This window comes from Plectonema radiosum NIES-515 (assembly GCF_025753815.1).
In the GTDB taxonomy this organism is placed as follows: Bacteria; Cyanobacteriota; Cyanobacteriia; order Cyanobacteriales; family Nostocaceae; genus Hassallia; species Hassallia radiosum_A.
Window position 1 is genome coordinate 1 of the sequence record NZ_JAOWRF010000191.1, and the last position, 26,955, is coordinate 26,955.

Annotated in this window: 23 protein-coding genes, 1 tRNA gene and 2 pseudogenes; 5 read left to right on the forward strand and 21 right to left on the reverse strand. The window is 40.3% G+C overall.

Annotation, left to right across the window (positions count from 1 at the left end):
- Positions 1-905 precede the first annotated feature (905 nt).
- The 7 genes and pseudogenes from OGM63_RS12525 to OGM63_RS12550 all read right to left on the reverse strand — a co-directional run bounded on the left by OGM63_RS12525 (position 906) and on the right by OGM63_RS12550 (position 5,629).
- Positions 906-1,097: an alpha-hydroxy-acid oxidizing protein gene (locus OGM63_RS12525; RefSeq protein WP_263745901.1), complete on the reverse strand. Its 192-nt coding sequence runs from the start codon at positions 1,095-1,097 to the stop codon at positions 906-908.
- A 13-nt stretch (positions 1,098-1,110) separates the two neighbouring features.
- Positions 1,111-1,191, reverse strand: a pseudogene (locus OGM63_RS30030) (hypothetical protein); the annotation flags it as partial.
- Positions 1,192-1,203: 12 nt separating this feature from the next.
- A complete protein-coding gene (locus OGM63_RS12530) occupies positions 1,204-1,356 on the reverse strand; it encodes a hypothetical protein (protein ID WP_263745902.1) in 153 nt (50 codons plus the stop codon).
- Positions 1,357-1,673: 317 nt separating this feature from the next.
- Positions 1,674-1,868 (reverse strand): hypothetical protein, encoded by a 195-nt coding sequence (locus OGM63_RS12535; RefSeq protein WP_263745903.1) that lies wholly within the window; start codon positions 1,866-1,868, stop codon positions 1,674-1,676.
- A gap of 119 nt (positions 1,869-1,987) precedes the next feature.
- Entirely contained in the window at positions 1,988-2,782 is a 795-nt protein-coding gene (locus OGM63_RS12540; RefSeq protein ID WP_263745904.1) for a dienelactone hydrolase family protein, read from the reverse strand.
- 789 nt (positions 2,783-3,571) lie between these two features.
- Complete coding sequence (locus OGM63_RS12545; protein ID WP_263745905.1) at positions 3,572-4,267, reverse strand: class I SAM-dependent methyltransferase; 696 nt, start codon at positions 4,265-4,267, stop codon at positions 3,572-3,574.
- 201 nt (positions 4,268-4,468) lie between these two features.
- Positions 4,469-5,629: an iron-containing redox enzyme family protein gene (locus OGM63_RS12550; RefSeq protein WP_263745906.1), complete on the reverse strand. Its 1,161-nt coding sequence runs from the start codon at positions 5,627-5,629 to the stop codon at positions 4,469-4,471.
- Positions 5,630-6,170: 541 nt separating this feature from the next.
- Between OGM63_RS12550 and OGM63_RS12555 the strand changes: the two genes are divergently transcribed.
- Together OGM63_RS12555 and OGM63_RS12560 are read left to right on the forward strand one after the other, a co-directional pair.
- Positions 6,171-7,580 (forward strand): sensor histidine kinase, encoded by a 1,410-nt coding sequence (locus tag OGM63_RS12555; protein ID WP_263745907.1) that lies wholly within the window; start codon positions 6,171-6,173, stop codon positions 7,578-7,580.
- Positions 7,581-7,904: 324 nt separating this feature from the next.
- On the forward strand, positions 7,905-9,119 hold the full coding sequence (locus tag OGM63_RS12560; RefSeq protein ID WP_263745908.1) for an RNA-guided endonuclease InsQ/TnpB family protein: 1,215 nt from the start codon (positions 7,905-7,907) through the stop codon (positions 9,117-9,119).
- A gap of 11 nt (positions 9,120-9,130) precedes the next feature.
- Here the strand turns inward: OGM63_RS12560 and OGM63_RS12565 are convergent, their stop codons facing one another.
- The 5 genes from OGM63_RS12565 to OGM63_RS12585 all read right to left on the reverse strand — a co-directional run bounded on the left by OGM63_RS12565 (position 9,131) and on the right by OGM63_RS12585 (position 18,707).
- Positions 9,131-9,952, reverse strand: a complete 822-nt coding sequence (locus tag OGM63_RS12565; RefSeq protein ID WP_263745909.1) for an SAM hydrolase/SAM-dependent halogenase family protein — start codon at positions 9,950-9,952, stop codon at positions 9,131-9,133.
- A 27-nt stretch (positions 9,953-9,979) separates the two neighbouring features.
- Positions 9,980-11,467, reverse strand: coding sequence for a DICT sensory domain-containing protein (locus OGM63_RS12570; RefSeq protein WP_263745910.1), 1,488 nt, complete (start codon positions 11,465-11,467; stop codon positions 9,980-9,982).
- 192 nt (positions 11,468-11,659) lie between these two features.
- Entirely contained in the window at positions 11,660-12,757 is a 1,098-nt protein-coding gene (locus OGM63_RS12575; protein WP_263745911.1) for a hypothetical protein, read from the reverse strand.
- A 92-nt stretch (positions 12,758-12,849) separates the two neighbouring features.
- Entirely contained in the window at positions 12,850-15,804 is a 2,955-nt protein-coding gene (locus tag OGM63_RS12580; RefSeq protein ID WP_263745912.1) for an acetate and sugar kinases/Hsc70/actin family protein, read from the reverse strand.
- A gap of 317 nt (positions 15,805-16,121) precedes the next feature.
- Complete coding sequence (locus OGM63_RS12585) at positions 16,122-18,707, reverse strand: GTPase family protein (RefSeq protein ID WP_263745913.1); 2,586 nt, start codon at positions 18,705-18,707, stop codon at positions 16,122-16,124.
- A gap of 530 nt (positions 18,708-19,237) precedes the next feature.
- On the opposite strand from OGM63_RS12585, the pseudogene OGM63_RS30100 reads away from it, so the two are divergent.
- The 3 genes and pseudogenes from OGM63_RS30100 to OGM63_RS12600 all read left to right on the forward strand — a co-directional run bounded on the left by OGM63_RS30100 (position 19,238) and on the right by OGM63_RS12600 (position 20,138).
- A pseudogene (locus tag OGM63_RS30100) lies at positions 19,238-19,465 on the forward strand (DUF5895 domain-containing protein).
- A 21-nt stretch (positions 19,466-19,486) separates the two neighbouring features.
- Positions 19,487-19,882, forward strand: a complete 396-nt coding sequence (locus tag OGM63_RS12595) for a transposase (protein ID WP_263745943.1) — start codon at positions 19,487-19,489, stop codon at positions 19,880-19,882.
- The gene (locus OGM63_RS12600) at positions 19,872-20,138 is read left to right on the forward strand and encodes a hypothetical protein (protein ID WP_263745915.1); all 267 of its coding nucleotides are present in this window, start codon (positions 19,872-19,874) and stop codon (positions 20,136-20,138) included. The genes OGM63_RS12595 and OGM63_RS12600 overlap by 11 nt, the downstream gene beginning before the upstream one ends.
- 71 nt (positions 20,139-20,209) lie before the next feature.
- On the opposite strand, the gene OGM63_RS12605 is transcribed toward OGM63_RS12600, so the two are convergent.
- From OGM63_RS12605 to OGM63_RS12640, 9 genes are all read right to left on the reverse strand, one after another.
- Positions 20,210-20,347, reverse strand: coding sequence for a hypothetical protein (locus OGM63_RS12605; RefSeq protein ID WP_263745916.1), 138 nt, complete (start codon positions 20,345-20,347; stop codon positions 20,210-20,212).
- Positions 20,348-20,391: 44 nt separating this feature from the next.
- The gene (locus tag OGM63_RS12610; protein WP_263745917.1) at positions 20,392-20,769 is read right to left on the reverse strand and encodes a hypothetical protein; all 378 of its coding nucleotides are present in this window, start codon (positions 20,767-20,769) and stop codon (positions 20,392-20,394) included.
- Positions 20,770-20,875: 106 nt separating this feature from the next.
- Positions 20,876-21,019, reverse strand: a complete 144-nt coding sequence (locus OGM63_RS29810) for an Arm DNA-binding domain-containing protein (protein WP_375340482.1) — start codon at positions 21,017-21,019, stop codon at positions 20,876-20,878.
- A gap of 170 nt (positions 21,020-21,189) precedes the next feature.
- Positions 21,190-21,261 (reverse strand) — tRNA-Lys (locus OGM63_RS12615).
- Between the two features lie 215 nt (positions 21,262-21,476).
- Positions 21,477-22,412 carry a sensor histidine kinase gene (locus OGM63_RS12620; protein ID WP_263745918.1) on the reverse strand — a complete coding sequence of 312 codons (936 nt, stop codon included), beginning with the start codon at positions 22,410-22,412 and terminating at the stop codon, positions 21,477-21,479.
- 432 nt (positions 22,413-22,844) lie between these two features.
- Complete coding sequence (locus tag OGM63_RS12625; protein ID WP_263745919.1) at positions 22,845-23,414, reverse strand: hypothetical protein; 570 nt, start codon at positions 23,412-23,414, stop codon at positions 22,845-22,847.
- A 5-nt stretch (positions 23,415-23,419) separates the two neighbouring features.
- Entirely contained in the window at positions 23,420-24,652 is a 1,233-nt protein-coding gene (locus tag OGM63_RS12630; protein WP_263745920.1) for a glycoside hydrolase family 10-like protein, read from the reverse strand.
- A 346-nt stretch (positions 24,653-24,998) separates the two neighbouring features.
- Positions 24,999-26,468, reverse strand: a complete 1,470-nt coding sequence (gene glcD / locus OGM63_RS12635) for a glycolate oxidase subunit GlcD (RefSeq protein WP_263745921.1) — start codon at positions 26,466-26,468, stop codon at positions 24,999-25,001.
- 109 nt (positions 26,469-26,577) lie between these two features.
- Positions 26,578-26,730, reverse strand: coding sequence for a hypothetical protein (locus OGM63_RS12640; RefSeq protein WP_263745922.1), 153 nt, complete (start codon positions 26,728-26,730; stop codon positions 26,578-26,580).
- Positions 26,731-26,955 lie beyond the last annotated feature (225 nt).

Consider the following 26,955-nt stretch of genomic DNA (forward strand, 5'->3'; position numbering starts at 1 on the left):
CTTATTCAATATAGCGAGTGCACAACTTCTTGTCAACTGTTTTCTCAAAAAATATTTTGGGACTTTTCCTAAACCACCCAAATCCTACTCCCCACAACCCTTTTAACCCACTAGAATTAACCCATCCAAAAATTCGAGGATTACTAAGCTCGTGATTTTTCAGTCGTCATCTAGATTTGATGAGTGATCCCATCGCACTCCACTTTTGATCAAGTTGACTGTTGCCTCCACAAACTATCTTCTACTTTCTTTGGGGTATTACCAAACTACGATCAATATCTTCTAGATCCGCACAACCCCTCACTGCAATCCCTATATCTAGCTTTGAGCGTACTAGTTCCATGTGACCTCACTCACTCCTACTTTTCCTCTTACAGCCAGTCCCCAGTAGATAGCCTTTCCTCAAAATACAGCTTTGGCAATGGGTGTCAAAGCTTTAAGAATGTCGAAGCCACCACCCATCCGACTTCACCACTGTGCATCAATATAGTGCGATCGCACTATATCGATTTGTCTGACACCATGATTAGAAACCATCGCTGCTTTCGCTTTCTCTTCTACTCCAAGCCAAAGCATCATCCCCACGTTCAATGCCTTTCATCCCTAAAGCCTATCCTCACTATGACTCCACCCATTCCTAATCTTTCCAAGTTCTGCCTGGATTTTATTCTTGAGCAAAATATCTAAATTCACCATGTTCCCCCTCTTCATCAGGAATTTTTCAATTTGACAATGTTCAAAAATTCGCAAATTCTAACCCAGGTGGTAAAGTCAACTCGTTGCGCTTTTGTCTTGGACCCTGCTGACCCAAGACAAAAGCATCCACCCTCAGACAAAGCGCTTGATAGCCAGCAGCCTAGGGACGTTTTACAAGAGCGTGGGTTAGTCCTCGGTCACGATGAAGATCAAAGTTGAAACCATTGGGGACTAGCAGGAGTGTTTTCATAACTCTTCGCTGCCACATGTTCAATACTATAAGTTGCCATCGTACTCAAAACCATACCAATACCTGCTATTGAACCACCTCTTGCAGTAGCAAGTTCTCCATCTTGATGAGCAAGAGGCTGAAATGCCATTGGAGCAATCAAAAGTGGCATTTGTAATAAACTGTCCCAAAACTTTCGTACTCAGGTTAATTGAACTTATATCTAGTAGTACCCGGGGTCTAATCTTGAATCGCTCAAAGGCAGCTCGATTATCTCGTCAAATTACTTCATCCCATGCACCACTGCTGTAATAGTCAAGTACTTTTTGAGATAAAGCGTTAGTTCCTAGCTTTTCGTATTCAAATAAGTTAATCGGTTTGAGTTGGGTACTGGTGTCTTCAATATTGTGTCTGTAAAAATTGTCATGCATCGTTTTGATCATTTTAGGCAACTACTTTCAAATTAGGATAATTGTAAAGCTGCTGCTATTTAACAGACACAATAATCTGGTTCCTTATACATCTCCATCAAAGACGCACAAATGTAGCAGTTGGTAGTCTCTACAAAGGTTTTGGGCAACGCATAATTAATTTATGGAGATGTTTCTTGATATCCCAACGACCGAAAATATATTATGAGGCGATCGCACTTATAAAAATCGAGTGGATGATTGTCGCTATTGCAACGCATCTCCACTCGTAATTTCGCCAATCAGACTACTTCAAATTCACACAGTTACAGCTAAATTTAACGCGATTCAGTTCCCTGATTTGGGCTACCTACTACAGAATCGTTTCCGGGTGCTTCTGGTTTAGCTGTAGGTTTAGCATCACTCTCAGCGGCAACACCAGTTTTGCGGGTTTCCTCTTCGATGGTGGTTTGATAGCCACCTGATGCATCTGCTGTGTTATCTGGAGTTTTGGACTTTTCTTCAGAAGACATAATTACATTCCTTTTGTTTATTCTTTACGATCATTTTAAGAAGATAGGAAGTGCAATTTCATCTCTCTAAAATGTAATTCTGGCTGATTCCTCCATCTGTCGGAAGGATGATATAAAACTCACTTATATTGAAATATTTGGGCAAAAAACTGTTTCATTGCTCGCCACGATCGCTCGTCTGCATTTTTGTTATAAGCTACTCCCTTGGAGGGGTCGTCACCTGATTCTGGATTGGTGAAGCTATGCACTGCCTGTGGATAAGATACAAGTTGCCACTTCACATTAGCTTGTCGCATTTCTGTTTCAAAAGCTTTAACTTGTTCTTTTGGCACAAGGGGATCGTTAGCACCATGCAATACTAATACTTTCGCTTTAATATTTTTGGCATCGCTGGGGTTAGGGGTATCAAGGTTGCCGTGAAAACTGACTACTCCTGCAATATTCGCACCACTACGAGCAAGTTCTAATACTGTACCACCTCCAAAACAGTAACCTATGGCCGCAATGCGTTTAACATCAGTTAAGGAATTTTGTTGTAAAACTTGTAACCCGGCAGTAGCGCGATCGCGCATCAATTTTCTATCTTGACGATAAATAGTTGCTTGTGCTGCCGACTCTTGGGGATTTTTTGGTCGAATTCCTTTGCCATACATATCAATCGCAAAAGCGACATAACCAAGTTTAGCTAATTGCTCTGTGCGTTTTTTCACATAAGATTGCAATCCATTCCATTCATGAACAACTAATACACCAGGGCGTTTTCCTTGAATAGCGTCATCGTATGCCAGATAACCTTCTAAAACTGCATTTCCGTGTTTGTACTCAACCATTTTCGTTTGAATGGCTGCCAGTGTCTGTGCAGAAGTTGATAATAGAACCACAGGTGCTACTAAAACAGAAAACAAGAATTTCATAATTGCTGCAAAATACCTTTAGGGTAGTTTATGGCAAAAAAAGATTATTTAAAAGGACTGTTGGGTGGGCACTTCTTTTTTATCTTGATAAGTAAGTGGGCGATAAAAATTCAATGTATGTAAACAAATATAAAATCAGTGTAGGGCGCTAACACACCCGACAATTTTGGGACTATATGATATAAATTCACCTGGGTGGGCTAATTCTATATATTTTGAGATGAAGACGGTATCAAACCTCAGCAACCGCTATCAGATAAGAATGATTTTATTGCTTAGTTGTCCTGCGGCATCAACGTCATACATAAATAATTGGAATATCGGCAACAAGTTTAAGATTTGTCACTTTGTGTTCGCTGAGATGGTGGAATTGGATGATGATGGAACGTAGAGAGTTGCCGCTCACGGGAACTAAAATATTGTCGCCGTGTTTGAGGTGAGTCAAGATGCAAGTGTGGAAAAAGGGAAGCGTGGTAAGTAAGCATTATTCAACTTCAAATATGTTTTTATTTCGTAGTGAGTACTAAAGTACTCAGAAAAAATAAGCAGCTCTTGCCCAACCCAAAATTATAAAGGATTGTCAAACCTAAATAAACATGATGCCCTCAGAAAAAATAGGCGATCGCTCTGGCTAACCTTAAATTATAAACCTAAATAAACATAATGCCCTCAGGCGCTTTAGCCTGGGGCTATAGAAACGAAGTCCGCTCCCGTGGTTCGCGCTTATCCGCATTTATGGTGCGAACCACGAAAGCAGAACACCGCACCATAAATGTGGGTGTTGGGTACTTATAAACTCGTCATCACATGAGCTAATTCACTAGATAAATCAACATCACATTCATGCCGTTTCTTAAATAAAACTCCAGCTAAAAAGTAATAATCGCCAGAATAAAACGCCATTTTATTTTTTCTTAATTCTTCGATGTGTTTTTTGACTTTTGGCTCAGAACTATAGTACCCAAATTTCAACGGCAATAGGACAAAGTTATTAACACTATAGCCGTTTTCTTTCGCATTTTCAATTGTACTTATGGGATTAGAATAACTAGATAGTAAAAGTAATACATTGTCATAACCTAATAACAAAAGATCGTTAGTAATTGCAGCTCCATCTAGACCACCAAATAACAATGGCATATAAATATCTTTGTCTGGTGCAGGCAAATATGGGGGATTAGCAATTAGATACTCAGCTTGAGGTTTAGAGGATTCAAACAAACATGAATTATTGATTACGTATTTTTTCGCAAGATTATATTCATCAATTGTCGAATTAGCGACTTTACAGGCAGAAGTATTTAATTCAAATCCATGTATTACACCATCAAATTTGTTTCTTAATAATGAATTGATAACGGGACTGCCATCTCCAGAGCCAAATTCAACGACAGACTCGTCATTTTGGCAATTTCTGATGACAAGGTTTTCCAAACAGTTGGAGTAAAAGTTAGATTCTTCGGGACAAACAAAAATGTCTTTCATGGGAGTTGAATTTTATGATATAATTAGCGTAAATATTAGCTATTAGCTAAAAAAAAAAACCAGAAACTGTTCCTTTAGCTAATAATTAGTAACTAAAGGAATGTTTTGATAAGCACGTTTCACTAACACAATTAAGAAATAAAATTCAAAAGGCAAGAAAAAACTTGCCACATTTAATTTTTATTTTTTAAGTTGTTCCATTTATTTGATGAGTGAAGCCGAATGTTCAGCCCTGCGTATCGATCGCATGACAGCAGCAGCAGCGCGATCGCCCATCAATTTCTCTTGGTCATACCCCAGCACCAGTTCCCACGCATCGGAGGGATATTGTTCTGCCAAAGGCAAACCGACATCATCCAGCATCCAACGTCCGTGGCGTTCGTCTTCCCTGATGTGCAGTTCCCAATAACCCATTGCCGCTTCCGACAGTTGCAATCGTTGCGCCGCCGTGAGATAATTTCTATAAGCTGCGGGTCCTGCCACTTCAAAATAAGTTAACCCCCCAGCATAACGCAGAAAATAACGCTTGCGCTCCGTCACCAAAAAGTTATGATTAGCGCTAGCTAGTACTTGCCAAGGCACTAAATCGAAGTATCCTTCTGGCACGGTATTCATACTAAACTCAGCCATCATTGCCTTGAAAAATGTAGAATGCTTGCGAGATAAGCGCCCGTTGCCATATTCTTCTAGCAGTACCCGTATGAGGGTACATTGCACCTCATTTGCCGCACCACCTAAAATGCGGGAAAGCCGACTACCTTCGACTAAACCATCAAACGAAGCGATCGCTAACAAGTGACAATAGCCCTCAATGCTCATTTCCTCACGGATATAGCGACTTTCCGACGATAACGGTGGATCTAAGTCTTCAGCAGCACGTTTGATTAATGCGTCTTTGACATCCAATAGTTGCAGTGCCGCAACATCGATTTGTGCTAATTCCCAATTTTGCCAAGCTGCTTCAATTTGCTGACGGACTTTCGATAAATAAAGCGATCGCTCATTACTATAGTGCCGCAAATCGTCATACCAAAACAGCTTCAGCCGATTGATGCCATAAAGAATTCGCTGTAGAAAAAGGTGAGCATCATCTTCACCATAGCCTTTTTCATAAGTCTCACTAATTGCCGATCTTAGTGTAGCTTCAAACTCACTAACTATAGATACTTGTGCATCCAGTTTATTATCCAAGTCCTCAGTTGCCAGCAAATATTGAAATTGCTGCTCTGCACAATCGTACTTGCTAGATGCTGTCTTAAGTGTTTGTTCACTGTTTCCCGACACCTCAGCGATGGGGAACCTAACTAAATTGCTTTGCATGGAATTACTGCTTGCTAAAAGCGGTGTCAACAGAAGTTTCACCTCTTCTACCTACATTCGCTCCAAGTAGGTTTATCTACCTCTCCCCCAGGATATAAAGAAAACTTAACTGTTTGATAAAAGATTCTGTCAAAAGTATCTGGTAAGTCAGCAAGTGAAAAAGATATTTACCACCTGGAAGGGGGTTCATCTTTTTTGTCACCAACAAATTTATGGGAAGCGTTGTAGATAGCTTGATTTGGATGATGAGAAATTACCACGTCCGGTTCTTAGGGGGGAAAAAATCTGCTCACGATTCCACCCTACCCGACAACGTCGTGCAGGCGTGATTTGGTCTTGGGAGTGCAGTTGGTGCAAGCTTGCACTTCTTAGGCAAGTCAGGGAATGAAGAATCTTTGCTGCGCTAATTCAGAGGGAGTGTACAATTCACCAGAATCAATGCAGAATAAGTGTTCTAGGGGAAATTGCGCCTAAGAGTGTTCGGTTCTACGACTGTTGCTAGTACACAAATAACTATAACCTCATAGTGGAATGTCTTTTATAAATGCTGTCAGCCCTTGAGTGAACTAAGAGGTTAAAACTTGTGTACAAATGGATCTTGCCAAGTCTGAGTGAAATTTTAGCCGAAAGTCAATTAAGCGTGGCTGAATGTTCACCTGCTGCATCAGACCGGCAGTGGTGCGTCAGTTTAGCCGCAACGGAACAGTTGCTATTAAATACTTTAGCAACTACTTCGACTGATATCATCCAAGGATTAGTTTTAGCTGCACCGGCACCTTTGTTCAGTGACCCAAGATTAACTCACAGCTTGCAGACAATAACTTTTACAGCAAAACCATTTAACCCATTGGCATTGATGCCGTTTCAGATGCCGACTGGGACTACAGTAATGTCAAATGAAATTGCTCCTCATGAATCGGTATTGCCTTTATTAGCTGCCGATCCGCTGGGAACTGAGCAGTTTTGCTTAATTTTTACAGAAAAATTTAGATTAGTACTAGTTTTAGCAGAAGATAGTTGCGGTAAAAAAAGGTTTTCGTTTTCCTTTGATCCAGAAGTGGTTCAGATGGCGTGGCGATCGCTAGGTGCGAGAGTCATGCTAAACAATCCAGATTTTTACGCTGAACTGAATTCTTTAGTACAAAAATACGAACCAATTGCGCCAGATTACCACATTTTGATGCAGTTTAGTCAGTTGTTGTTAACCCAATTACCCCAAGAAGAAAAAGGCACGAACCGACACGATAAAGAAAATTGCCCTTCTTCTGCCTCTGCTCACCGTTCGCCCCGTCCCGATGTAGAATTGCTTCAAGCTTTTGCTCACGAAGTCCGCACACCCTTGACAACAATTCGCACTATGACACGTCTGCTGTTGAAGCAGAAAGCCTTGCCAGCAAACGTTATTAAGCGCTTGCAAGTTATCGATCGCGAGTGTACAGAGCAAATTGATCGCATGGAGTTGCTTTTTAAAGCAGCAGAATTAGAAACTTCTGCTCCCGCAAAATCGAGCAACACTCAACTGACACCAACTTCTCTAGATCAAGTTTTACAGCAGAGCATTCCCCGTTGGCAACAAACCGCAAATCGGCGTAACTTGACATTGGATGTTATCTTACCGCAGCAATTACCAACGGTGGTAAGCAATCCTTCAATGCTCGATCGCGTACTCACCGGTTTGGTAGAAAATTTTACCCGCAGCTTACCAGCTGGTAGCCATATTCAAGTACACGTAATTCTTGCTGGCGATCAATTAAAGTTACAATTATCTCCCCATAGTCAATGCAAAGACAGTGAAAACTCCTTTGCAGCCGTAACCCCACCAATTCGTAAGGCTTTAGGTCAATTATTGATGTTCCAACCAGAGACGGGTGTAATTAGCTTGAATCTTTCTGCGACAAAGCATTTGTTTCAAGCGATCGGGGGTAAACTCATTGTCCGTCAGCGTCCGCAACACGGCGAAGTTTTAACGATTTTTCTGCCGCTGAAGGATTAAGGCTACAGTGTATACACAAGTCATCGAATTACCCAAAAATCTTGAAAAACCTGACTACTTCAATTATTAAAAATGCCCGGAGGGAGGCTAGAAGCCTGGGCTATAGGGACAAAGCCCACAAAGGTGGGCTTCAAAGATTTAGTACGCACAACGCGATACCCGATAAGGGTATTGCTGATGTTACGAGGCGTGATGCGTAAAGCCCCTCGCCTTCAGGCAGGGGATATAAGCGGATGTGCCAAATTTATTTGGCTTTAAGACATTAAGAAACGTCCCGACCTTAGCTAAAGGACGTTGTCCAATGTAGTTAAGGAGGAGAAAACAATGTTAATTTTGACCTACGAATACAAATTAAAGCCAAATAATCGCGAAAAAGCAATCTTTGAAGATTGGTTAGAGATCAACCGCAAAGTATATAACTATGCGTTGTCAGAGCGCAAAGCTTGGTTTAAATCACGTAGCTGTCAAATTAACGCTTGTTCTCTTCACTCTGAATATATCATCCCTGCCGATGCTCCTAGACCTACTTATTCAGCGCAGTGCAAATCTTTAACGATTGCTAAAAAAGAAATCCCTGAACTTCGTCGTGTCCAGTCACAAGTCTTGCAGCAAACATTAAGAAGATTGGAACAAGCTTTCACTTCAATGTGGGAGCAAAATCATGGGTTCCCCAGGTTCAAAAAACCGGGTGCAATGCGTTCTTTCTTGTTTCCTCAATTAAAGCCAGAAGACTTAGACGAAGACCAAGTTAGGTTGCCGTTAATAGGTTGGGTAATTTTCAGACCATCCAGACCGATACCTGAAGGTGGAGTTCTTAAGCAAGCTCGTATTGTTAAACGCGCCTCAGGTTGGTACATAATGCTAACTCTTGAATGGGGTGTATCTGTACCATCCCCCATGCCTCACGGCGAACCTCTAGGAGTGGATGTGGGTTTAATTGATTTTGTAGCTACCTCTAACGGGCTAAACGTCAAGCGCCCTAAATTCTTTGTAGACCTTCAACGTAAGCTTAAATTGCTACAAAAACGAGTGTCTAGCAAGAAGATAGGATCTAGCAATTGGCGCAAAGCTCAATACAAAGTAGCGAGACTTCATGAACACATTGCTAATACTAGAAAAGACTTTCATTGGAAAGTGGCACATCGAATATGTAACGAAGTTGGAATGATATTTGTTGAGGACTTGAACCTTGTCGGACTATCTCGCGGGATGCTAGGCAAACATTGCTTAGATGCAGGATGGGGGCAGTTTTTTCAAATCCTTGAACAGTGTTGTTTTAAGCGCGGTGTGTATTTCCAGAAAGTCAACGGCAGAAAGACCAGCCAGATTTGTCCGAACTGCCAAACAGAAACGGGCAAAAAGGCGCTTTCTGAGCGTGTTCATGTTTGTTCTAATTGCGGCTACACCACAAATCGAGATGTGGCAGCCGCTCAAGTAGTCTGTCAACGAGGACTTGCAGCCGTGGGATACACGGTCAAGATGCTTGGGGAGGGTAAATTCATTGGAATCCCTATGAACCAAGAATCCGCGTCATTTTAATGCGCGGAGTGTCAACCAATACAAGTAACTAACTGATTCACACGCGGTTTACCGAAGCGTTCCCAAGCGTTACCACCACGCAGAAATAATTCCATCCAACGCATTGGTCGCGTCCCATCAGGTGTTAACCAACCAGAACTTCCCGGTGAAAAAGCTAGTGTTCCTTCTGGCACTTTAAAGCTACCGTCGGAATATATTGCATCACTAACTACATCACCAACGCGGATAATTACTTTGGCTTCGGGTTTGAGGTTAATGCTATCTGCTGGGATGGTGGTTTTGATGTTACCGTAACCATCAATCCAGGCTACGCGATCGCTGGGTGCATCGGGAACATCACTTTTGTTCAAAACTTCTCCCAAAACGCTTAAATCACCTCTGCCAATTGCGCCGGCAGCACTGGGGAATACATCACGCGAGCGGAATTGCGAACCGCCTCTAGAAACGTTGACAATATGCAGCACTTGTGAATAATCTTTGATAAACGAGAGGGTGTAACCAGCATTAACACCCACTACCTTAACATTATTGGAAAGCAGAGCATAAGTTAATCCCTCGCCTTCATTGTCCCGTCTTGCTTGTTTATCATCTTGGCGGGGGGCGCAATTGTGATAAATTAAACGTTCTTCGGGACCTGGGTTCAAACCGAGTTGAGCAATCCAAAAGCCAGTAGCGAGGGTACTGAAAGCCGGAACTGAAACTAAATTGATTAGAGAATGCGGTAATTCCGTTAATAAACGCTGCGTCACTTCAGCAAAAGCCGGATCGCCGTTTCCGTAGTCTGCAATTAAGGTGATGAACATAGATAGTTGTTGGTTGTTAAGATTTACCACTAACCACTATCCACTATCCACTATCTACTATCTACTAACCAGTAACTGCACGATAAAAATAGAACCTTCAGACAGTTTACTTTTGACAGATATAGAGCCTCCACAATGCCGCAGCAGTTGCTGAACAATCGTTAATCCTAAACCGGCACCTCCGAGGTCTTCTGTAGCACCTGAACGCACGCGATAAAAGCGCTCAAAGATTCTCTTAATCTCATTTTCGGCAATACCTATACCTGTGTCACGAAATTCTAGTTGAATATAATTGTTTTGAACCCGCCTTAGGGTAGATGCTTTTTGGAAAGTTTCATGATGGGTAGTTTCGCCAATCAATGCTCGCACTGAAACTTGACCACCATTAGGTGTAAACTTAATGCTGTTATGTAATAAATTAATGACAATTTGCCTTAAACCAGCAGTAACGCATCTAACGGCAGGCAGGTCACTGGGTATGGTGTAGGCAAGTATAATGCCTTTTTCTTGGGCTAGAGGTTGATAGGTACTGACTACTCCAGGTACAATGTCCGAGAGGCGTACTGATTCCAAAGTAGTTAAGCCTAAATTGCGCTCTAATTCTACCAAATCCAGTAAAGCAGTAATTAGGGAGCTTTGGCGATCGCACAAACCATTCAACATTTGTAAATAACGTTGTCTTTGCGGTGGTTTTAGATTAGGGGAATTCAACAATGAAAGTGCTGTCTTCATTTGCGTTAGGGGTGTACGCAATTCTTGACACACACTGTTTAAGTATTCATCCTTAAGCTCTTCTTGATTGTGCAATTTTTGATTTTGCTGCTGAACTTTGCTCGATCGTTCAACAGCCATTTGCCGATTTATTTCTTCTTGTCGCTGAAGTTGTTTTACCAGCAGGCAACTCATCAATGTTGCATCCGGCATAGTTGGGCAAATAAAATCAGCCGGGACAGGAGAAAATGAATCTGGCGTAGTTGCTTGTTTTATACCATCTAAAACTCGTTGAATTATTCTTCCCTCAAAAGTATTTATCGTTAGTAAGGCTGGGGTTTTATTGCCTTTGACTTTTCCGGCAGGGGTTTTGTCTATTTTGTGCGATCGCTGTGCCAAAATTAAACTACAAAACTGCGGTGACAATACCATTAAAAAGTATTCTCGTCGCAGAAGGCTTGTTTGTGGCAGTAGTTGCACTTGGGGCTGATATGATGGAATGATGTCTTTTTCCTGACTAGAAGCCAAGTGTGCATTTGAGTCATCTGAACTTCGGACTTCTCTCCAGCTTTGAACCTGACCCAGGTCACAACTATAGATGACATCAGACACTTTTACCCACGAGTCATAACGCGCTAATTCTGATTGCCAAATTTTCTGTGGTGGTAGCTTCACCCATAAAATGGCTGGAATTTTCTGCTCAATTAATAAGTCAATTTGCGATCGCAGCAGTGACAGGAGAGTAGCAGCACTAATAAGTAGTGTTTGAGGAGGCGTTTGTACGCTCAAAGCTAATTGATATATCGACAGATCCTGAGCTAGAGAAACATTCATTTTGCAAGCACAAGAAGGACAAGGATAAAAAACAAATAGTTACGAAGAGCGATTTTTCGCGTTATGAGCACATTTTTCCCACAATACATCCATCGCAGCTTGAATTGTTGACGGTGCCGTACTCAAAGCAGAAGTCCGCAACCTACATTTAAATTTATTAACATAGGTTTAAATCTAAGGCTAGCGAGAAAACTACCTTAATGTGCGAAAAATGACGCGTCCTAAATAATCTTCTTGGTTAATTCGCGCATATACCCGCAGACAGGTCAACACTTCTCCGGGTGTACCCCCGCAATCTAGTTGTAAATCATCTTTGGAAAAAGCACATATATCGGCGTAAAGTCCGGATAATTGGCGAATTCGCACGTCATAGCCTGCGTTGTTTACCCTATCAGCCACTTTTTTCAGGATGCGTCGCGATTCTTGTTGTAATTTGCCCCACCACGAATAGCGTTCCGCTGGAGGAACGAAGATTAGGGAGTGTATTGCTTCGTCGATATCAATCCAAGCACGCAGAGTTAATAAGGGATATGCATTTTCGTTACTCTTTTGGGTACGTTGAAAGCGATCGCTTAAAGCTTCAATATATTGGTTACGCTGTTCTGGTTTGGAATGCAAAGATACAACATCAAAGCTAAAAACGCTCTTTAAAGCATGATGTAAATCTGGTTCAATATCGATAAGTTTTATCAACAAAATCAGCATACATGCAAGTAAATGCATATCATTCGATTCTTCTCCATGAATAATTTCATCACTTAAAAGTTCTTTTTGAGACAACTGCAAACCTTGGACATTGACACTACCGCTGAGTCCTGGATAAATAATTTCATCGCGGATAAAAGGAAGTTGGTATAAATTTGAATTATCCTCAATAGCACCAACTTCTTCAGCAAGATTCAAAGCATGTTGACGCCAATATGTAGCAATATCCTCAGGAATTCTTAATAGCTTTCGTTGAATTTCGTTCCACAAATCTGAGTCAGTCTGGCTTTGCAGTGGTGAATTTCCTAAATATAAAGCTAGCTCTTTGTCATCATCAAATTCATCCCGGAGGCGTGTTAGTTTTAACTCATTTGTGGACGTGATATTATTTAAAGGCGCGACACTTGAAGGTTGTAAAAGATGACAAAGTTCTTGCAGCACTTCGTCGCATATTTTCGCTCCTGGATCGTCAGATAATTCGGCTTGAGCTTTTTTCAGAGATGCTTCTAGTCCGTACAGACTAAATCGCAATAATCGGGCTAATTCTGAGTTTTCTACTTCTAAAAGTTGCCGTAAGTGCTGCATAACTCCTAACTCCTCACTCCTAACTCCTCACTCCGCTCCTCCTAAGTAAAGACGCGAAATTTCGCGTCTCTACAACTCCTCACTGCTCACTATTAATGAATGCCACAAAATGGATCGCGTTCTTTATCAACTTCGTTGGGTTGCAATTCTAATTCAGCGCGAAAAACACATCCTTCTTGTTTGAGACATTCTTCATTTGTTGATGTCCAGTAAGGGACTTTCCCTGCGTGCATCCGCAGAATGCCTTTGTCATCAAGGGTGACATGATATTGGCAAGGATAATCTGTTGTTAATTCTGGTTTGCCGAGTGAACCAATTCTTATCCATTTTTTGCTATTTGTTTGGGCATCTGTTTGATAAATATAGAAGGTGTGCTGACCGTTTTGGGGAAAGGGAGGTAAGGGTTTACTAATTAAACCGGTTCCTGTTTCTTGTAAGCGATCGCGTACATAACGAAATTCTTTAATAGATTTACTATTATCACTTTCTGCCACAAATACCAAATGATAAGCATCTGGTTGATCGACTGTTGCTGACTCGATAACATTCACAGCAATATCACCATTATTCAGCTTTTTATGGGGACGCTCAATGGCAATATTCCAATTCAATTTACCATCATAAAATAGCTTTGAGCTTTCGGCAGCGGGGAAATGCGCTAAGATTGCTATTCCGACATCAATACCAGGAACATCAATTAAATAATGCGGATTTACTCGACAAAGTAGGACGTTAAATTGTAGTGTTTGATCAATTTCAAATTGAACTTTAATTTTTTGGAGAAATTCTGCTTCTTCTATCTTCAATTTCTCCATCAAAGTTTTGCCATCAAAGCTACCCCAAAGTCGCAAATCTCCATCTTCGTAATCTTGACGATAGATGATGTTGCTTAATTGTATCCCTTGCCAATTAGTACGAACTTTCGCTACAGATTCCCCATCAGCTAGTTGATAAAGTTCTTGTCCTGCTTGAAATATTGGTAGCAATTCGTTGCTTTGAGTTTTGCGTTTAAAGTTGCAGGGTAAATAATAAAATAAATTTTTGACATCTATTTCTAGTTGGTTTGCTCCCTTACGTAGCAATCCTTTAGATTCTTCTGGATCGAATCTGAGTCTTCGCAATTTTTCAGCGTAGCAAGCACCGGCAGAGGTAGCTAATTTGGTAAACTCTAGAACAAAGGTAATTCGCTCTGGATTCCAGACAAAATATTGTGATTTACTAAATTCCTGGTAAATTTCTTGCTGGACTAAATCAAGATTGCAAGTTTTACCAGATAGAATTAACCAATCAACTTTTTTGCCACTACTTTGCAAGCGACTTTCCATCAATCCTTTAGCGATACCAATTGCTTCTTTAATTGCTGTACTTGCGGTTCTTTCAAATTGATGACTGTCTAAGGTGACGTTAATATTATGAGCATTTTGGATGTTGAACTTAATGCTACTTTGTGTTAATAATTCCGAGATTTGTTGTTCAGAAACGGTGAAGGTGAAAGTAGAACCATCTGCTGGTGACTTTTGCCCTAATTTGAGTTTGGCGGCTTCTGCAAGTTCCCAAAGGGCGTAAAATGTTTGTAAGCGTTGGGGTGCTTGTTGCCAACGAGTAGGTAGCACTTTTTCAGCAGTATCTAAAGCATCTTTGTAAGCTGCGTCACCTTCAGGATTTTCTTTGTCTACACATTTCAAAAGACTGCCGCTTTTAAATTTTCCTTGTTCTAAAAAGCGCTCGTTTAATTCGGAATTAATTAAATCTTCTAATTTATCGCTTTCTAAAGCACCGAGAGTAATTGCAGTTAGCAAAGAATCAGCGATCGCTACTTTCAAAAGCCGAAACATTCGCAGTGTAATTAACTCACCACCTAATTGCAAATGACCAGATGAACCTAACAGCTTGGGAGTAAGTCTATAGTAGCGTCCCCCAAGTCCTCTATCTTCATTATCCGCAAAAAAGGGAGTTTTATCTTCTAAAGTTAATTCAATTAAAGCTAAATCAGTTGTTCCCCCACCAATATCTAAAACAAGCACATTTTGCGACCATTTATTATTTTCTTGATGACAGCGAGTTTTAAAAGATTCAATTCCTATATTCAAATTACCACCAAATTCTCGCCACAAAAAAAATATTGCCACAGAAACAGCTTCATCATAAGCTGTTTGCACATCATCAATACCAAGTTGTTCCACAAGTTCTTTAATTTCCTTGCGAATAACTGGTGGGGCAACAGTTGGATAAGTCACAACTGCTGTCAACAAATCCCCTTCCGAAAATTTGCGTCGTGCACGTTGTCGATAATCTTCAGTTAACTCAACAAGATGTCCCCAAGCAGCTTGAATTAACTGATTAACAGTAATTGTAGTTTCTTCCCCATCTAAAATAACACCAAAAGACCGCTCTTGACCAAAATATCTTTTAGGTGAATGATGAAACTTGCTAATAATTTCCTTTAAAGAACCGCTGGTTCCTTGAGCGATCGCCTTTTTTCTGTTGTCTCTCGCTTCTCTACCCATCTTCAGTTTTAAAGCAGTCAAACTAGAAACTTCCAACTCACTAGGAATTTCTGTATCTCGACGGTTAATATCTAACACTACCGGGATGAGATTTTGCGACTCTAAAGTAGGAACGCGAAACACTTCATGATATATTTGGTAAAGTTTTTTGCTGACTGCACGACGAAAGCGATCGCTTGTTCCCAAACATAATTCAATTTGACGAATTGCTTCTAAAAATCGCTCCTTATTATCACTTTCAAAAACTTCACTTAACTGACTTGGTTCTATTTCCAGATTTTTGCTAATTTCCGCGATGAACTTATCCCAATCACTTGCGCTAATATCTGGTAAAGCAATTGTAGCTGGAGAACTCAACCATTGTGCCATGCGATCGCGCAAACGTATCTCTTGTTCTCTGGGAAGAATTTCCGCGATAGGTACTTCAATCGGGTCGAATAATGTAACCGTAGAATTTGATGTGCCAAAATCTATAGCAAACCATCCGGGAAATCTTTTTTTTGGTTTCTCGGTTTTGTTGTTAGGTTGTTCAAAATTCATTGTTAATAATTCGGTTAATTCTTTATTGTTGTTGGATTGGAAAGGGTTCATATTTGTAGGGAGTTTGGATTAAGAGAAACGAACCGCAGAGGACGCAGAGAACGCAGAGAAAAGAGAGTAATATCATGTCCGTTTAATTAACAGTAATAAAAATCTACCTATCGTGGTAGAGACGTTCGGTCTGGAACTACCGTGGTAGAGACGTTCGGTCTGGAACGTCTCTACATTGTAAGTAATTAACCTAATTTCTAAACTAATTCCTCTCTCCTCTTTTCTTCCTCTGTGTCCTCTGTGTCTCTGCGGTTCGTTTAAAACAATCAAATCGAATTGCTTTCAAAGTTAGCAATATCTAAAATAATCTGCAACCAAGTAGGAATTTCCGCATTGATTTGCGATTCTTCCGCTGCAATGTATCTTAATAATGCTTCCTTTTTAGAAATATTTTGTAAACAAGGAACAATCTGATCCAAAATTCCTTCTAATTCGGCATTAACTTGCTGATTCACTTCACTAACATACTGCACAAGATGTAAACTGGCACTAGCAGTAATTTCATCTCGCAGTCGCAGCACTAAAAGTTGGTGATTAGCGGTTCTGGGGTTATTTTGGCTTCTTTCTGGCGCCCAATCAAAGATTTGTCCGATGTTGTGTTTATCGTCTTGACGCGCTAGGGGGAACATCTTAGCGGGGACGCTGGTTTTATTTTTGCTACTGACTTCGGAAATTATCGCTTCTTTCCATTGATTGGGATCGCATCCTAAAAGCAGTTTGTAATATAAATCTGCTTCTTCATCACCAAATTTTTGTTGAATGTCTTGTTCTTGTTCGGGATGGAGAATTTCTCGCAAGCGATCGCGTTCTTTGGCTATCTGATTTGATAGCTTACTCAACGAGTCTACCACTGCTTGACTCAGGCGATCGCGTGCAAATTCTTCTAGTTCTTTAATTGTTTTTTCAAATGCCGGATAAAAATCATCGCTTTTGGTCGGGAGGGAACTATTAATTTTATTTCCTCTATCAAATAATTTCCCTGCCGCACCTTTTGATTCTGTTAATGATATCATCCCATTGTTTGCTTTGTTGAAAAGCAAAGTCCACTGACTCCAATTAAGTATTCTATAAGTTAGTTCGTCTTTCACCACATCGCTAACTGTAATTCCTCGTTTGTCTTTGAGTGGTTCTTTACTTAATTCTTTTTGGAATTTTCTGTAGGTTTTATCTAAGGTTTCAACGGCAAAGCGCAAATCAAGAAAAGATTGACTTTCTGCCATTGGTATGCCTTGTTGTTTAATTTCTTCTAAGATATTTTTCAACTTATCTTGTTGTTGATGCAAAGCATTAGCAGCTCGACGAGTGTCTTCATAAAGTTGCTTGAAACCGTGAGTAGCTACGTGACTTTGAATCAATTCTCGCAGTTTATTAATACTGCCATCTTGAGCGAAGTAACTCAATTGTCTGCCTAGATGACTGCGGGAATCAGATTCTAACAAACGTTCGCTTAAACGTCCCCATTTTAATTGCAATCGCTTAGACCGATCTAAATAATCAGGATAATCTAAGTTAGCTAAAAACTCTGGTGAACCTGCTTTCACTTTACTAGAACGTTTGGCTAAATCAGCTAATCCTAAAAGTGGTGATAGTAGAAGAATTCGCTCTTTTTGGCTGGTAAATGCTGATGCACCTCCAAGAGTTGTTTGCAAAACTTTGATTTGTTGGCAAACGGTGCTTTCTTTTAAAGGATTGTTATCTGATTTATCGTCAATTAAATTATCAAGTTCTCTTTCCCCACCTTCACTTTCTAAGGGTAGTTGATCGAAGCGTCCGACCCCTACTAAAATTAAATCTTTGAGGTCTTGTCCGGGACGTTGCTGCTGCATCATCGTGAAGATTTTGTTAGCGCGATCGCTTCCCGGAGATTTGCCATTTAGCAACACTAAAATAGTCTGTACTTCTGCCAATTCTCGCAACGACAAAAATGTATCTCTCACCCCCGAATTAGCAGCACCCAATCCGGGAAAATCTAATAAAATAAACTCTGATGTTCCATTATTTCCGGAAACATCCCAAATATCTTTTGATATTTTTACCTCAATATCTACCCGACGAATCAACGGAAAGCTATTTTGTAATAACTTTGCGGGCAATCTTTGAGGTGCATTTGGTAATCTAATATGCGTTGGTGGTAAATCTTTAAAGTTGAGAGTCTGAATTGCCATCGGCTGATCGGCTAGGGTCAGTCCATCACGGGCAGTGGTAGCATCAATATTGTAGAGTCTACCACACATCGCCGCACCATAAGAGTTATAAGCGCGAACGAAAGATACTAACTCCCGCAACAAATAACGCAACTCCAAGTTTTTACTATTGTTCCACGCTTCTTCACACCAGCTAAGGATATCATTCCACGTTTTCAGCTTTTCTTGGGGTATAGAAGACAATCCAGCTGCGATTGTTCTTCGATTTGCCTCCCCCAGCATAAAGCGCAAGCACTCATTCACCTCGTCCTGAGTCAAATATTCCACAGTAAAATTACTCACTTGCGTAGTTGCAAAGTCTTCTTGCAGTTTGAGGTGAATGGCGGTAACATTGCCTGTGGTAGGATTCTCACTAATTGGTAAAGCATCTGCATAACCGATCAAACTGCCTAAAAGCAAAGTTTTTCCACTGCTGAATTCACCCATCACACCGATTTTCACACTTGATGTAGCAAGTTCTACAGTTTTCTGGGCAGCTTCCCGGAGGTGAATCAGACAGTCATCTAAGCTAGCTGGAACCCAATCTTCTTGTTTTGAAGGCTGTTGCGGTACTGAGTCTATTTTCCGGAGAATCGATTCACCATACTTTTGAAAACGATCCAGTTTTTCTGATTCCATAGCGAAGTTTTCTACTGATTTAAATTGCATGTAATTTGTCTCACCAAAGATAGGCAGATCCAACGCAGATAGGTTTGTGAGAGTGGGAAGTTACAACTAGCAAAGTAATTTGGGTACGTGGTGCAGATACTTTACTAGCCACAAAACCGGAAAATGTCAATACCCATCAAGTGAAACATCTGTATAAGGTTCCAGTCCATTTTAATGGACTTGAGCTATAAGCCGTGGAATTAATTCTACGGCGGGTTATGAAGCTAATTGCAAATGGTGCAATATGTCAATATGAGCTAGTAATTTATTTCCGGAAAACAATGTAGAGATGTCCTTTGATCGCGTCTTTACAAGGGTTGTAAAGACGTAGCAGTGCTACGTCTCTATGTTTTCCAACAGATGTCTATTTATTTCCGGACGGGTTTTGCCAAGAATGAGATAACCCTAGTCGATATAGTTTATAGGACTTACGCATTGACAGAATAACAAAATCATGAATTGATAAATATGGGTCGTCTACTTTCCAGGTATCGGACAATCAGAGAAATTACTAAATCCTCGACAGCACAATGCAATCTAGACATAATCGTCCAATGCATTCAACTCCCATTGTGATCCGCTTTAAAAACGTGGCACTGTGGAGCTTCAAAGCATCTCGTGACCAGTTTTATTGACTACTTGAAAAAACATTTTCAGATTTCTTCAAAGTACCATTTATCGGTAAAAATGACAAATGGCGTTCATTGGGGGTTATCGATTGCCAGTTCAAAGCTGTTAAGAGGATGTCTGAAAAGTAAGAAAGCCCACGTAAGTGGCACATACTTATTGATACCTTAGGCTTGCTTATAGTTGTCGTAATCACTGCGGCAAATGTGAGTGAACAAGCAGGCGCAAAACAAGTTTTGTTTAAACTTAATCAAGTACGCGATCGCATGAATCGGTTGATTAAAATTTGGGTTGACGGGGGATATCGTGGAAAGGATTTTACGCACTGGCTCATTGATGTTTATCGCTGGCTCTGGAGTGTTGTGACACGCCATGAGGAACAAAAAGGTTTTGTTGTTTTACCTAAACGTTGGCTTGTTGAGAGAACTTTTGGTTGGTTTAATTGGTGCCGACGATTAAGTAAAGATTATGAAATTTTACCTCAGACGACAGAAACATTCATTTATATTGCCATGATTCGTTTAATGCTCAAGCAACTTGCGTTATGAAAATCACCTATCAGAAACTTCTCAGACATCCTCTAAGTATGTAGACCTTTCACCTTACTGGACAGACGACAAAAATATGTCCATTCAAAAAGCCAATGAGAAAACAGGCTTGGATAAAAGAACTTTGTCAGCGGCAAAGAAAGGTCATCTCGATCGAGGACATTTTGAAACGCTATTTAAGTTGAAGGAGCTAGCTTCTGAGTTAGCGGGTAAGCCATTAAATTTGGAGGAAATTTTCACAGACAAAGACAATTAAATTTCCAGAGACTTGCCATAAGGAGACAGTTTTAGTCGGCGATCGAGTATCCAAAATTATTATGGTGCTAATCAATAACGTTCAATACCGACGGTAACCATCGTAAACGTGAGATACCCCAGCCAATCTTGCAGTTGCCCGAATACTTGCTTTTCCCCGACCAAAATCGTCGATTTGAATTTATTCTTGTATCCGCTCAATAGTTCCATCGAACGTAGCTGCAATCATAATTTCCAATCCTGGTTTTTCAACATTAATTCTTCAAACTAACCACTCCTCCACTCCTTTCAACAGCACCAAGCACGGGACAAAAGCGACGGATGAAAAGAGAACGACAAGAATTACAAGGAGGAATACGAACAAAACCTGTGGAGAAAAGTGCCGTGGAAAAAATCCAAGATGCGATCGCATTTTCAACCGAGTCAGGAATTACTACAAGTGAATTTATTGATAAATTAAATTCAACAGGTATAAAAGCATCATTGAATGTCAGCATTGAATTTTGTGGCACTCGGAAGCAATTCCTAAAACATCGATTCCCCTGTAATCGTTGATGTATAAGGGTAAATCCCCATTGACTACCCGTTAATTTGTTGGCGATCGCAATTGCTGCATCATGCTTGGAAATCATGAAATAGCCTTGTCATTTGTGGATTGTACTTGCCCAAATTATTTGGGTCGAAGCGCTCGTACAATATATCCTTCTCTATTTCCTTTGCTTTAATTTCCGCTAGCTTTCAATGTTGTGGCGTATAAGGGTAACCCGTTGAAATATAATAGCGCTTACCTGCAAAATGGAAGCGAAGCTGAATGCGATTATTTGAAAGGATAACCGAGACAGAACCCTTAGTAAGCCGACCTGTTGGTGTCTTAGTAGTCATGGCTAATTAATGGTGTAAATACCTTTTTAGATTACAGCAGGATTTACACCATCTTTACACCACTTTTGCTTTCAAATTGACCTAAAAAGACCCAAAAATTTGTTTAGCGAATCCTCTATCATATCTCTGGAATTTTTTTAATGTAAGGGTTTTGATGTGTTTTCAAGGTATGGGTGACCTGGGGCTCGAACCCAGAACCAACAGATTAAGAGTCTGATGCTCTACCATTGAGCTAGTCACCCCTATAGTCTTAATATCATAGCATACTTTTTAAGCATATGCCAGCATTTGCAAGGAAATCAAATTTAGTCAAGTTTGAAGATTGTGTGGATTGAGGAAAAGCAGAATGACAAGTAGACATAGGTGCAGAGTCATACGTAGAGACTATTCTGTGCTACGTCTCTTGGGGTTCGGACAACGCATAATTAATTTCTACTCCTATGTCTAGTGAGTTAGGCTAAAATTGGATGGTAAAGATGGTCTTATTATCAGCACTCTCTACATCAATTGTGGCTTTTAAATGTCTGACCATTTTCTTCACTAATGCTAATCCTAATCCAGTTCCACCATATTTGCACTTCTCATGATTGGGAATGCGGTAAAATGGATCGAAGATGCGTGAAAGTTGATCGTCGGGTATCTCAACGCCAGTATTGCTAATGCTAAGGCATACTGTGTTTGCTTTCAAGTAAGCTGAAACTGCGATCGCTTCACCACCAGGAGTATATTTGCAAGCATTATTTAACAATTCTGTGATAATACGCTCCAAATCTGTGATATCTATTTGTAAAGAAGGCAGTTCTTTAGCAATACTTAAATTTAATTGTAGCTGCTGACAGGAAATGCGTTCTCGAAAAGGCTCGACGATAGAAGGAAGCCAACTTTGTAAGTCAATGGCTATTAAAGTCATTGGCTGAATGTCAGCTTCGAGGTATGCAAGTGTGAGCAAATCGTTAATTAATTTGCTTTCTCGTTCGCATTCGTTTTCAAGTATCTGGAAGAGTTGCGGAACTAATTCTATTTCTAATACTCCTTCTTGCTGGAGAAGACTTTCTAATGTTTGAGCTGCAAGACTGATGCTGGTTATGGGGGTTCGCAATTCATGAGAAAGGGTTCGCAAAAAGTCGTTTTTCAGATGTTTGAGTTTGTCTTGTTCTTTAACTTGTGCTTGTGCAGCTAATTCAAGTCGTGCTTGACAAATATTGATTATTATCTGTAATTCTACACCAGAGTGAATTTTCTCGGCTATCCCTTTTAAAAGTTCCTCCCGCTGCGGGTCAATTCCACCCTCATCAAGTGCGATCGCACTCGATGGTGATGTTTGTCTCAACTCTGCGGTTGATTCTAAGGGATTAATATTCATGCGATCTTTGTCTAGTTTTGCTTTCTTCAACTCACAGTGCTCTATTGTATATATAATATTTGGATAAATTTTTCACTCCCCCGGAAACAATCTATTCGAGCGCATTCGCTCATCAATGTTTATATCTTTCTCGACTTTTCCTGCCTTAGCTCCCGAAGCCTAATTGATATCAGTTGGAAAAATCCTGCTTTTTGAAGCCGAAAATGTATTTGCACGTTCACCTAAACTTACTTACAGCAGTTTTCATGTATTTAGACCACACTCATGTTTTCTGTATTTCTTCCTTTGCGGCTTTGCTCCGAGTGCGATCTGCTAAAAATAATCTGGTTCATTTACCTGAAAATTGCTGTAATGTTAATATTTTCTGAAAATCTTTGCATATACTTAATGATCAATCAATTATATTCTGATAATTCTTTACAATTCTTAATCTTTTTTGATAACAACATTTTAGCTTCAAACTTACCCCAAAATTTTGTCCGCATTTATACCTGTAATAATAGCAACTAAAAGCCAAGTAATAGCTAAACCGACAATTTCGCCTAAAAATAGCCGTGAGATGAAGTACAAAAACATACCAACGATAGAACCTACAGGTATAGCGATCGCCCAACTGAGGGAACTTACTAATATCCATCTCCAAGCTAAGGGAACTCCCTGAGAAATAGCCAACCATTGGAAGAATCCGATTGCAAAACCGCCAATTGCTCCATAAATTGAGCCATAAACGACTCGAAAAGGGAAAAATTGACTTGTGGAGACGATCCAGCCCATAGCACCAACACTGATAGCCGTGATGACAACCCAACCCAAAACAGTTGATAACACCCACATCAAAGAGAAGATGCGAATTCTGAGAATCAAACTTTGAGGAAGTGCGATCGCGAAAGAGCCGATAGCAGCTTGTAAAATTCCCACATCTGCCTTTTCGCCAATTTCAATAAAAAGCAAACTGAACAAAAAGCCGCTAACAGTAGTTACAGTCCACAGCAAAGTGAACCCTAGTTCAGATTTTACAGGTTTTGGTAGCATTATTTTTAAGGCTGCAATACTTTTTTGGCTGTGGGGTTGAAAATTTCACTAAAAGCGAGACGTCGTTCTTTAGGGGATTCGGGTGCGATGTAACCCCATAAACTTTCCCAATAGAAAAAAGAGATACCATCAAAATGGCGATCGCGTACCATTTTCACTTGTTCTTTAATTTGGGCAATTTCCACAGAATCGCGTAAAGTACCGGTTGATATTCCTATGACTACAGGTATTTGACTAAGCGCAAATTGTACCGATGGTGCGCTGATTTCTGCCATAAAACTGTCTGGATCATCTCGATATACCTGCAAAATCAACTCATCCACCAAACCTTTTTTTACCCAACTTTCCCAATCTTGTAAGTAATATTTATAAGCGAAAGCTTGAGAATTCGGGGATAGAGATATTTTGGCATTCGGTTTAACTTTTTTGACTGCTTGATGAATGGACACCATGAAATCTGTAATTTTATCGGCTCGCCAACGCATCCATTCTGGGTTAAAAATATCTTTAGGAGGACTTTTACCTTGATGTTCTTGTTGATAAACTTCCACAGTAAAAGCATCATAACCAAACTGTACAGGCATTGCAAAGTGGTCATCAAGCTGAATGCCATCGACATTGTAATTACTAACAATTTCCAGAATTAACGCTTTCATAAACTCTTGAACTTGCGGATGAAGAGGATTCAGCCAAGCCACCTTATTTACAAAGCGGTTGTTGATTTCTTCTGGAGGAGTTTCTTTAATAGATTTAATACCCGATTGCCCAATTGTCAACCACTCCGGATATTTTTTTGCCAATTGTGAATTATGGGGTGTCATCAACCCATATTCAAACCAAGGAATGACACTCAATTTTTTAGCATTAGAAAGCTTGACTAAGGTTGTGAAAGCATCTCTTCCCCCGTGCATGAATTTTAGCAAAGGTTGAGAATCTGAACCTGTTATTTGTTTGGCAAGGAGACTTTTATAAAAAGTATATCCTCGATTCCAAACTACAGGATAAATTGTATTAAAATTCAGCGCTGAGAGTTGATTTAAAGCGCGATTGATACCCCAAGGGACAAATAGCACACCACTTGCAACATTAGTCAGCCAAACCCCACGAATTTCTGGTATTTGGGGGGAATTTATACTTTGAGTATTAACAGGTAAATCAGGTAGCGAAAATACTGTTAACTTGAGTATTAATCCTAAATATAATAAGTAAAATAGGCAATAACGAGCAAAGCGGTTCATTTGTGGCTTTGACTAACTGTTCTCGGCTATTGTAAACTACAAACTCAAATCTTCTAAATCCGGATTTTTATCAATTTTTTCTCAAGTAAAAAAAATCAACTTTATCTGTGGTTAAAAATACATTTAAAGTAGATTTTGCCAATAAATATAATATAAATGAATTGCGAAAATTGATAACTTTAGATCCCCGACAACTCTCAATACGGTTCGGTTAACGTATGTAGAGACTACCAAGTGCAACGTCTATACAAGGGTTTTGGGTTCACAAATATTTTTAACCGAACCGTATTGCGACAACTCTGAGGAAGTCGGGGATCTTGTTTAAAAATGCATCTTAGCGCAAAATTTAAAACAGTTCCACACCTTCAAACTGCTGCTTACTTGCAGAAGCAGCTTCTCCACAAGTACGGGGGGTGGGAAAAATCTTTCCAGGATTTGCTAAACCTTGAGGATTAAAAACTTGCCGCACCCATTGCATAGTTTCTAAATCGATTTCGCTAAACATATCTGGCATATAACATTTTTTATCTGCACCAATGCCATGTTCACCAGAAATACTTCCACCTACTTTCACACAAAGCTTAAGAATTTCTCCTCCGAGTTCTTCCACCTTTTCTAATGCTCCTTCAACGGAGTTATCAAAAAGAATTAGTGGGTGAAGATTGCCATCTCCTGCATGAAATACATTCGCAATTTGATAACCAAACTTTTGACTTAATCTCTCAATTTCTTGCAAAACTTCAGGTAATTGCGTGCGGGGAATTACGCCATCTTGGACATAATAATCTGGACTTAAATGTCCCGCTGCGGCAAAAGCAGCTTTGCGTCCTTTCCACAATTTTAATCGCGTTTCTAAGTCACTAGCAGATGTAATGTTACGCGCACCATTCTTTAGGCAAATTTCTGCTACACGCTGTTTATTTGCTGCAACTTCAACTTCTAAACCGTCGATTTCTACTAACAAAATTGCCGTAGCATCGCGGGGATAACAATTTGTAGCCACAACATCTTCCACAGCATTAATGCTGATATTATCCATCATTTCCATCCCACCGGGAATAATTCCGGCGCTGATGATGTCAGAAACACTTTCCGCTGCGGCTTCAACTGTGGTAAAATCTGCTAAGAGCACGCAAATAGATTCTGCGCTTTTGAGAATTCGCAAAGTAATTTCTGTAGCAATTCCTAAGGTGCCTTCGGAACCAACAAATATACCTGTTAAATCATAACCAGGCATTTCCGGAATTTGTCCGCCAATATCGACAATTGAACCATCAGGTGTGACAATTTTCAATCCGAGAACGTGGTTGGTGGTGACACCGTACTTCAAGCAATGCACACCCCCAGAATTTTCTGCGACATTGCCACCAATTGAGCAGATAATTTGACTGGAAGGATCGGGAGCGTAGTAAAATCCAGCACCAGAAACTGTTTGTGTCACCCAATTGTTAATTACCCCAGGCTGCACAATTACGCGCTGATTTTCTAAATCAACACTAAGGATTTGCCGCATTAAAGAAGTGACAATTAAAACAGAATCTTCAATTGGCAAAGCACCACCAGATAAACCGGTGCCTGAGCCACGGGCGATAAACGGGATAGAATTGCGATCGCATATCTTCACCAATTGGGCAACTTGTTCTGTAGTTCTTGGCAAAACTACCACCCCTGGACGTTGACGATAGCTAGTCAAACCATCGCACTCATAGGTGATGAGTTCTTCACGACGTTGTACTACCCCATTTTTGCCCAGTACAGCCTCAAATTCCTTAATTATGGGTTTCCAATTGCGTTGTTGTTTTTCTTGGGTAAGCATGGGTGAAATGCACTAATTTTCAATGAGTTTATAAATATTGTTACAAGATTTATCGTCATTCAGGGGGTATAAAGAAGACGAAAAACAACCCCAAAATTAAGCAATAAAATTAAGCAGCTTTCAACAAGTCAGAATCATCAGAACAAGTAGTAGTTTCTGGAACCAAGCAAGGAGTGGCTGTACCACCACGAGCAGCAACAACAGCCTGAGTCATCAACTCTAAAATCGGAGCGCTTTTGGGACTTGAGCGTTGTAACCACACTGAGCATTACAGCCACAAAATGACTACCCGATTGAGTTTGAGAACCAAAACTAGTCCGTCTCCAAATTACGGCAGGACGAATACCCCTTTTTGCCGCATTGTTAGTCGGATCAACACCCTCACAGGTGACAAACAACCATATCTATTCTATCGCCGACTCAAAGAGAGGGTAATTGCCGACAAGTGCGAACTGTTTTTGCGCTTGGGTGTTTTTTCCCGTGCTGT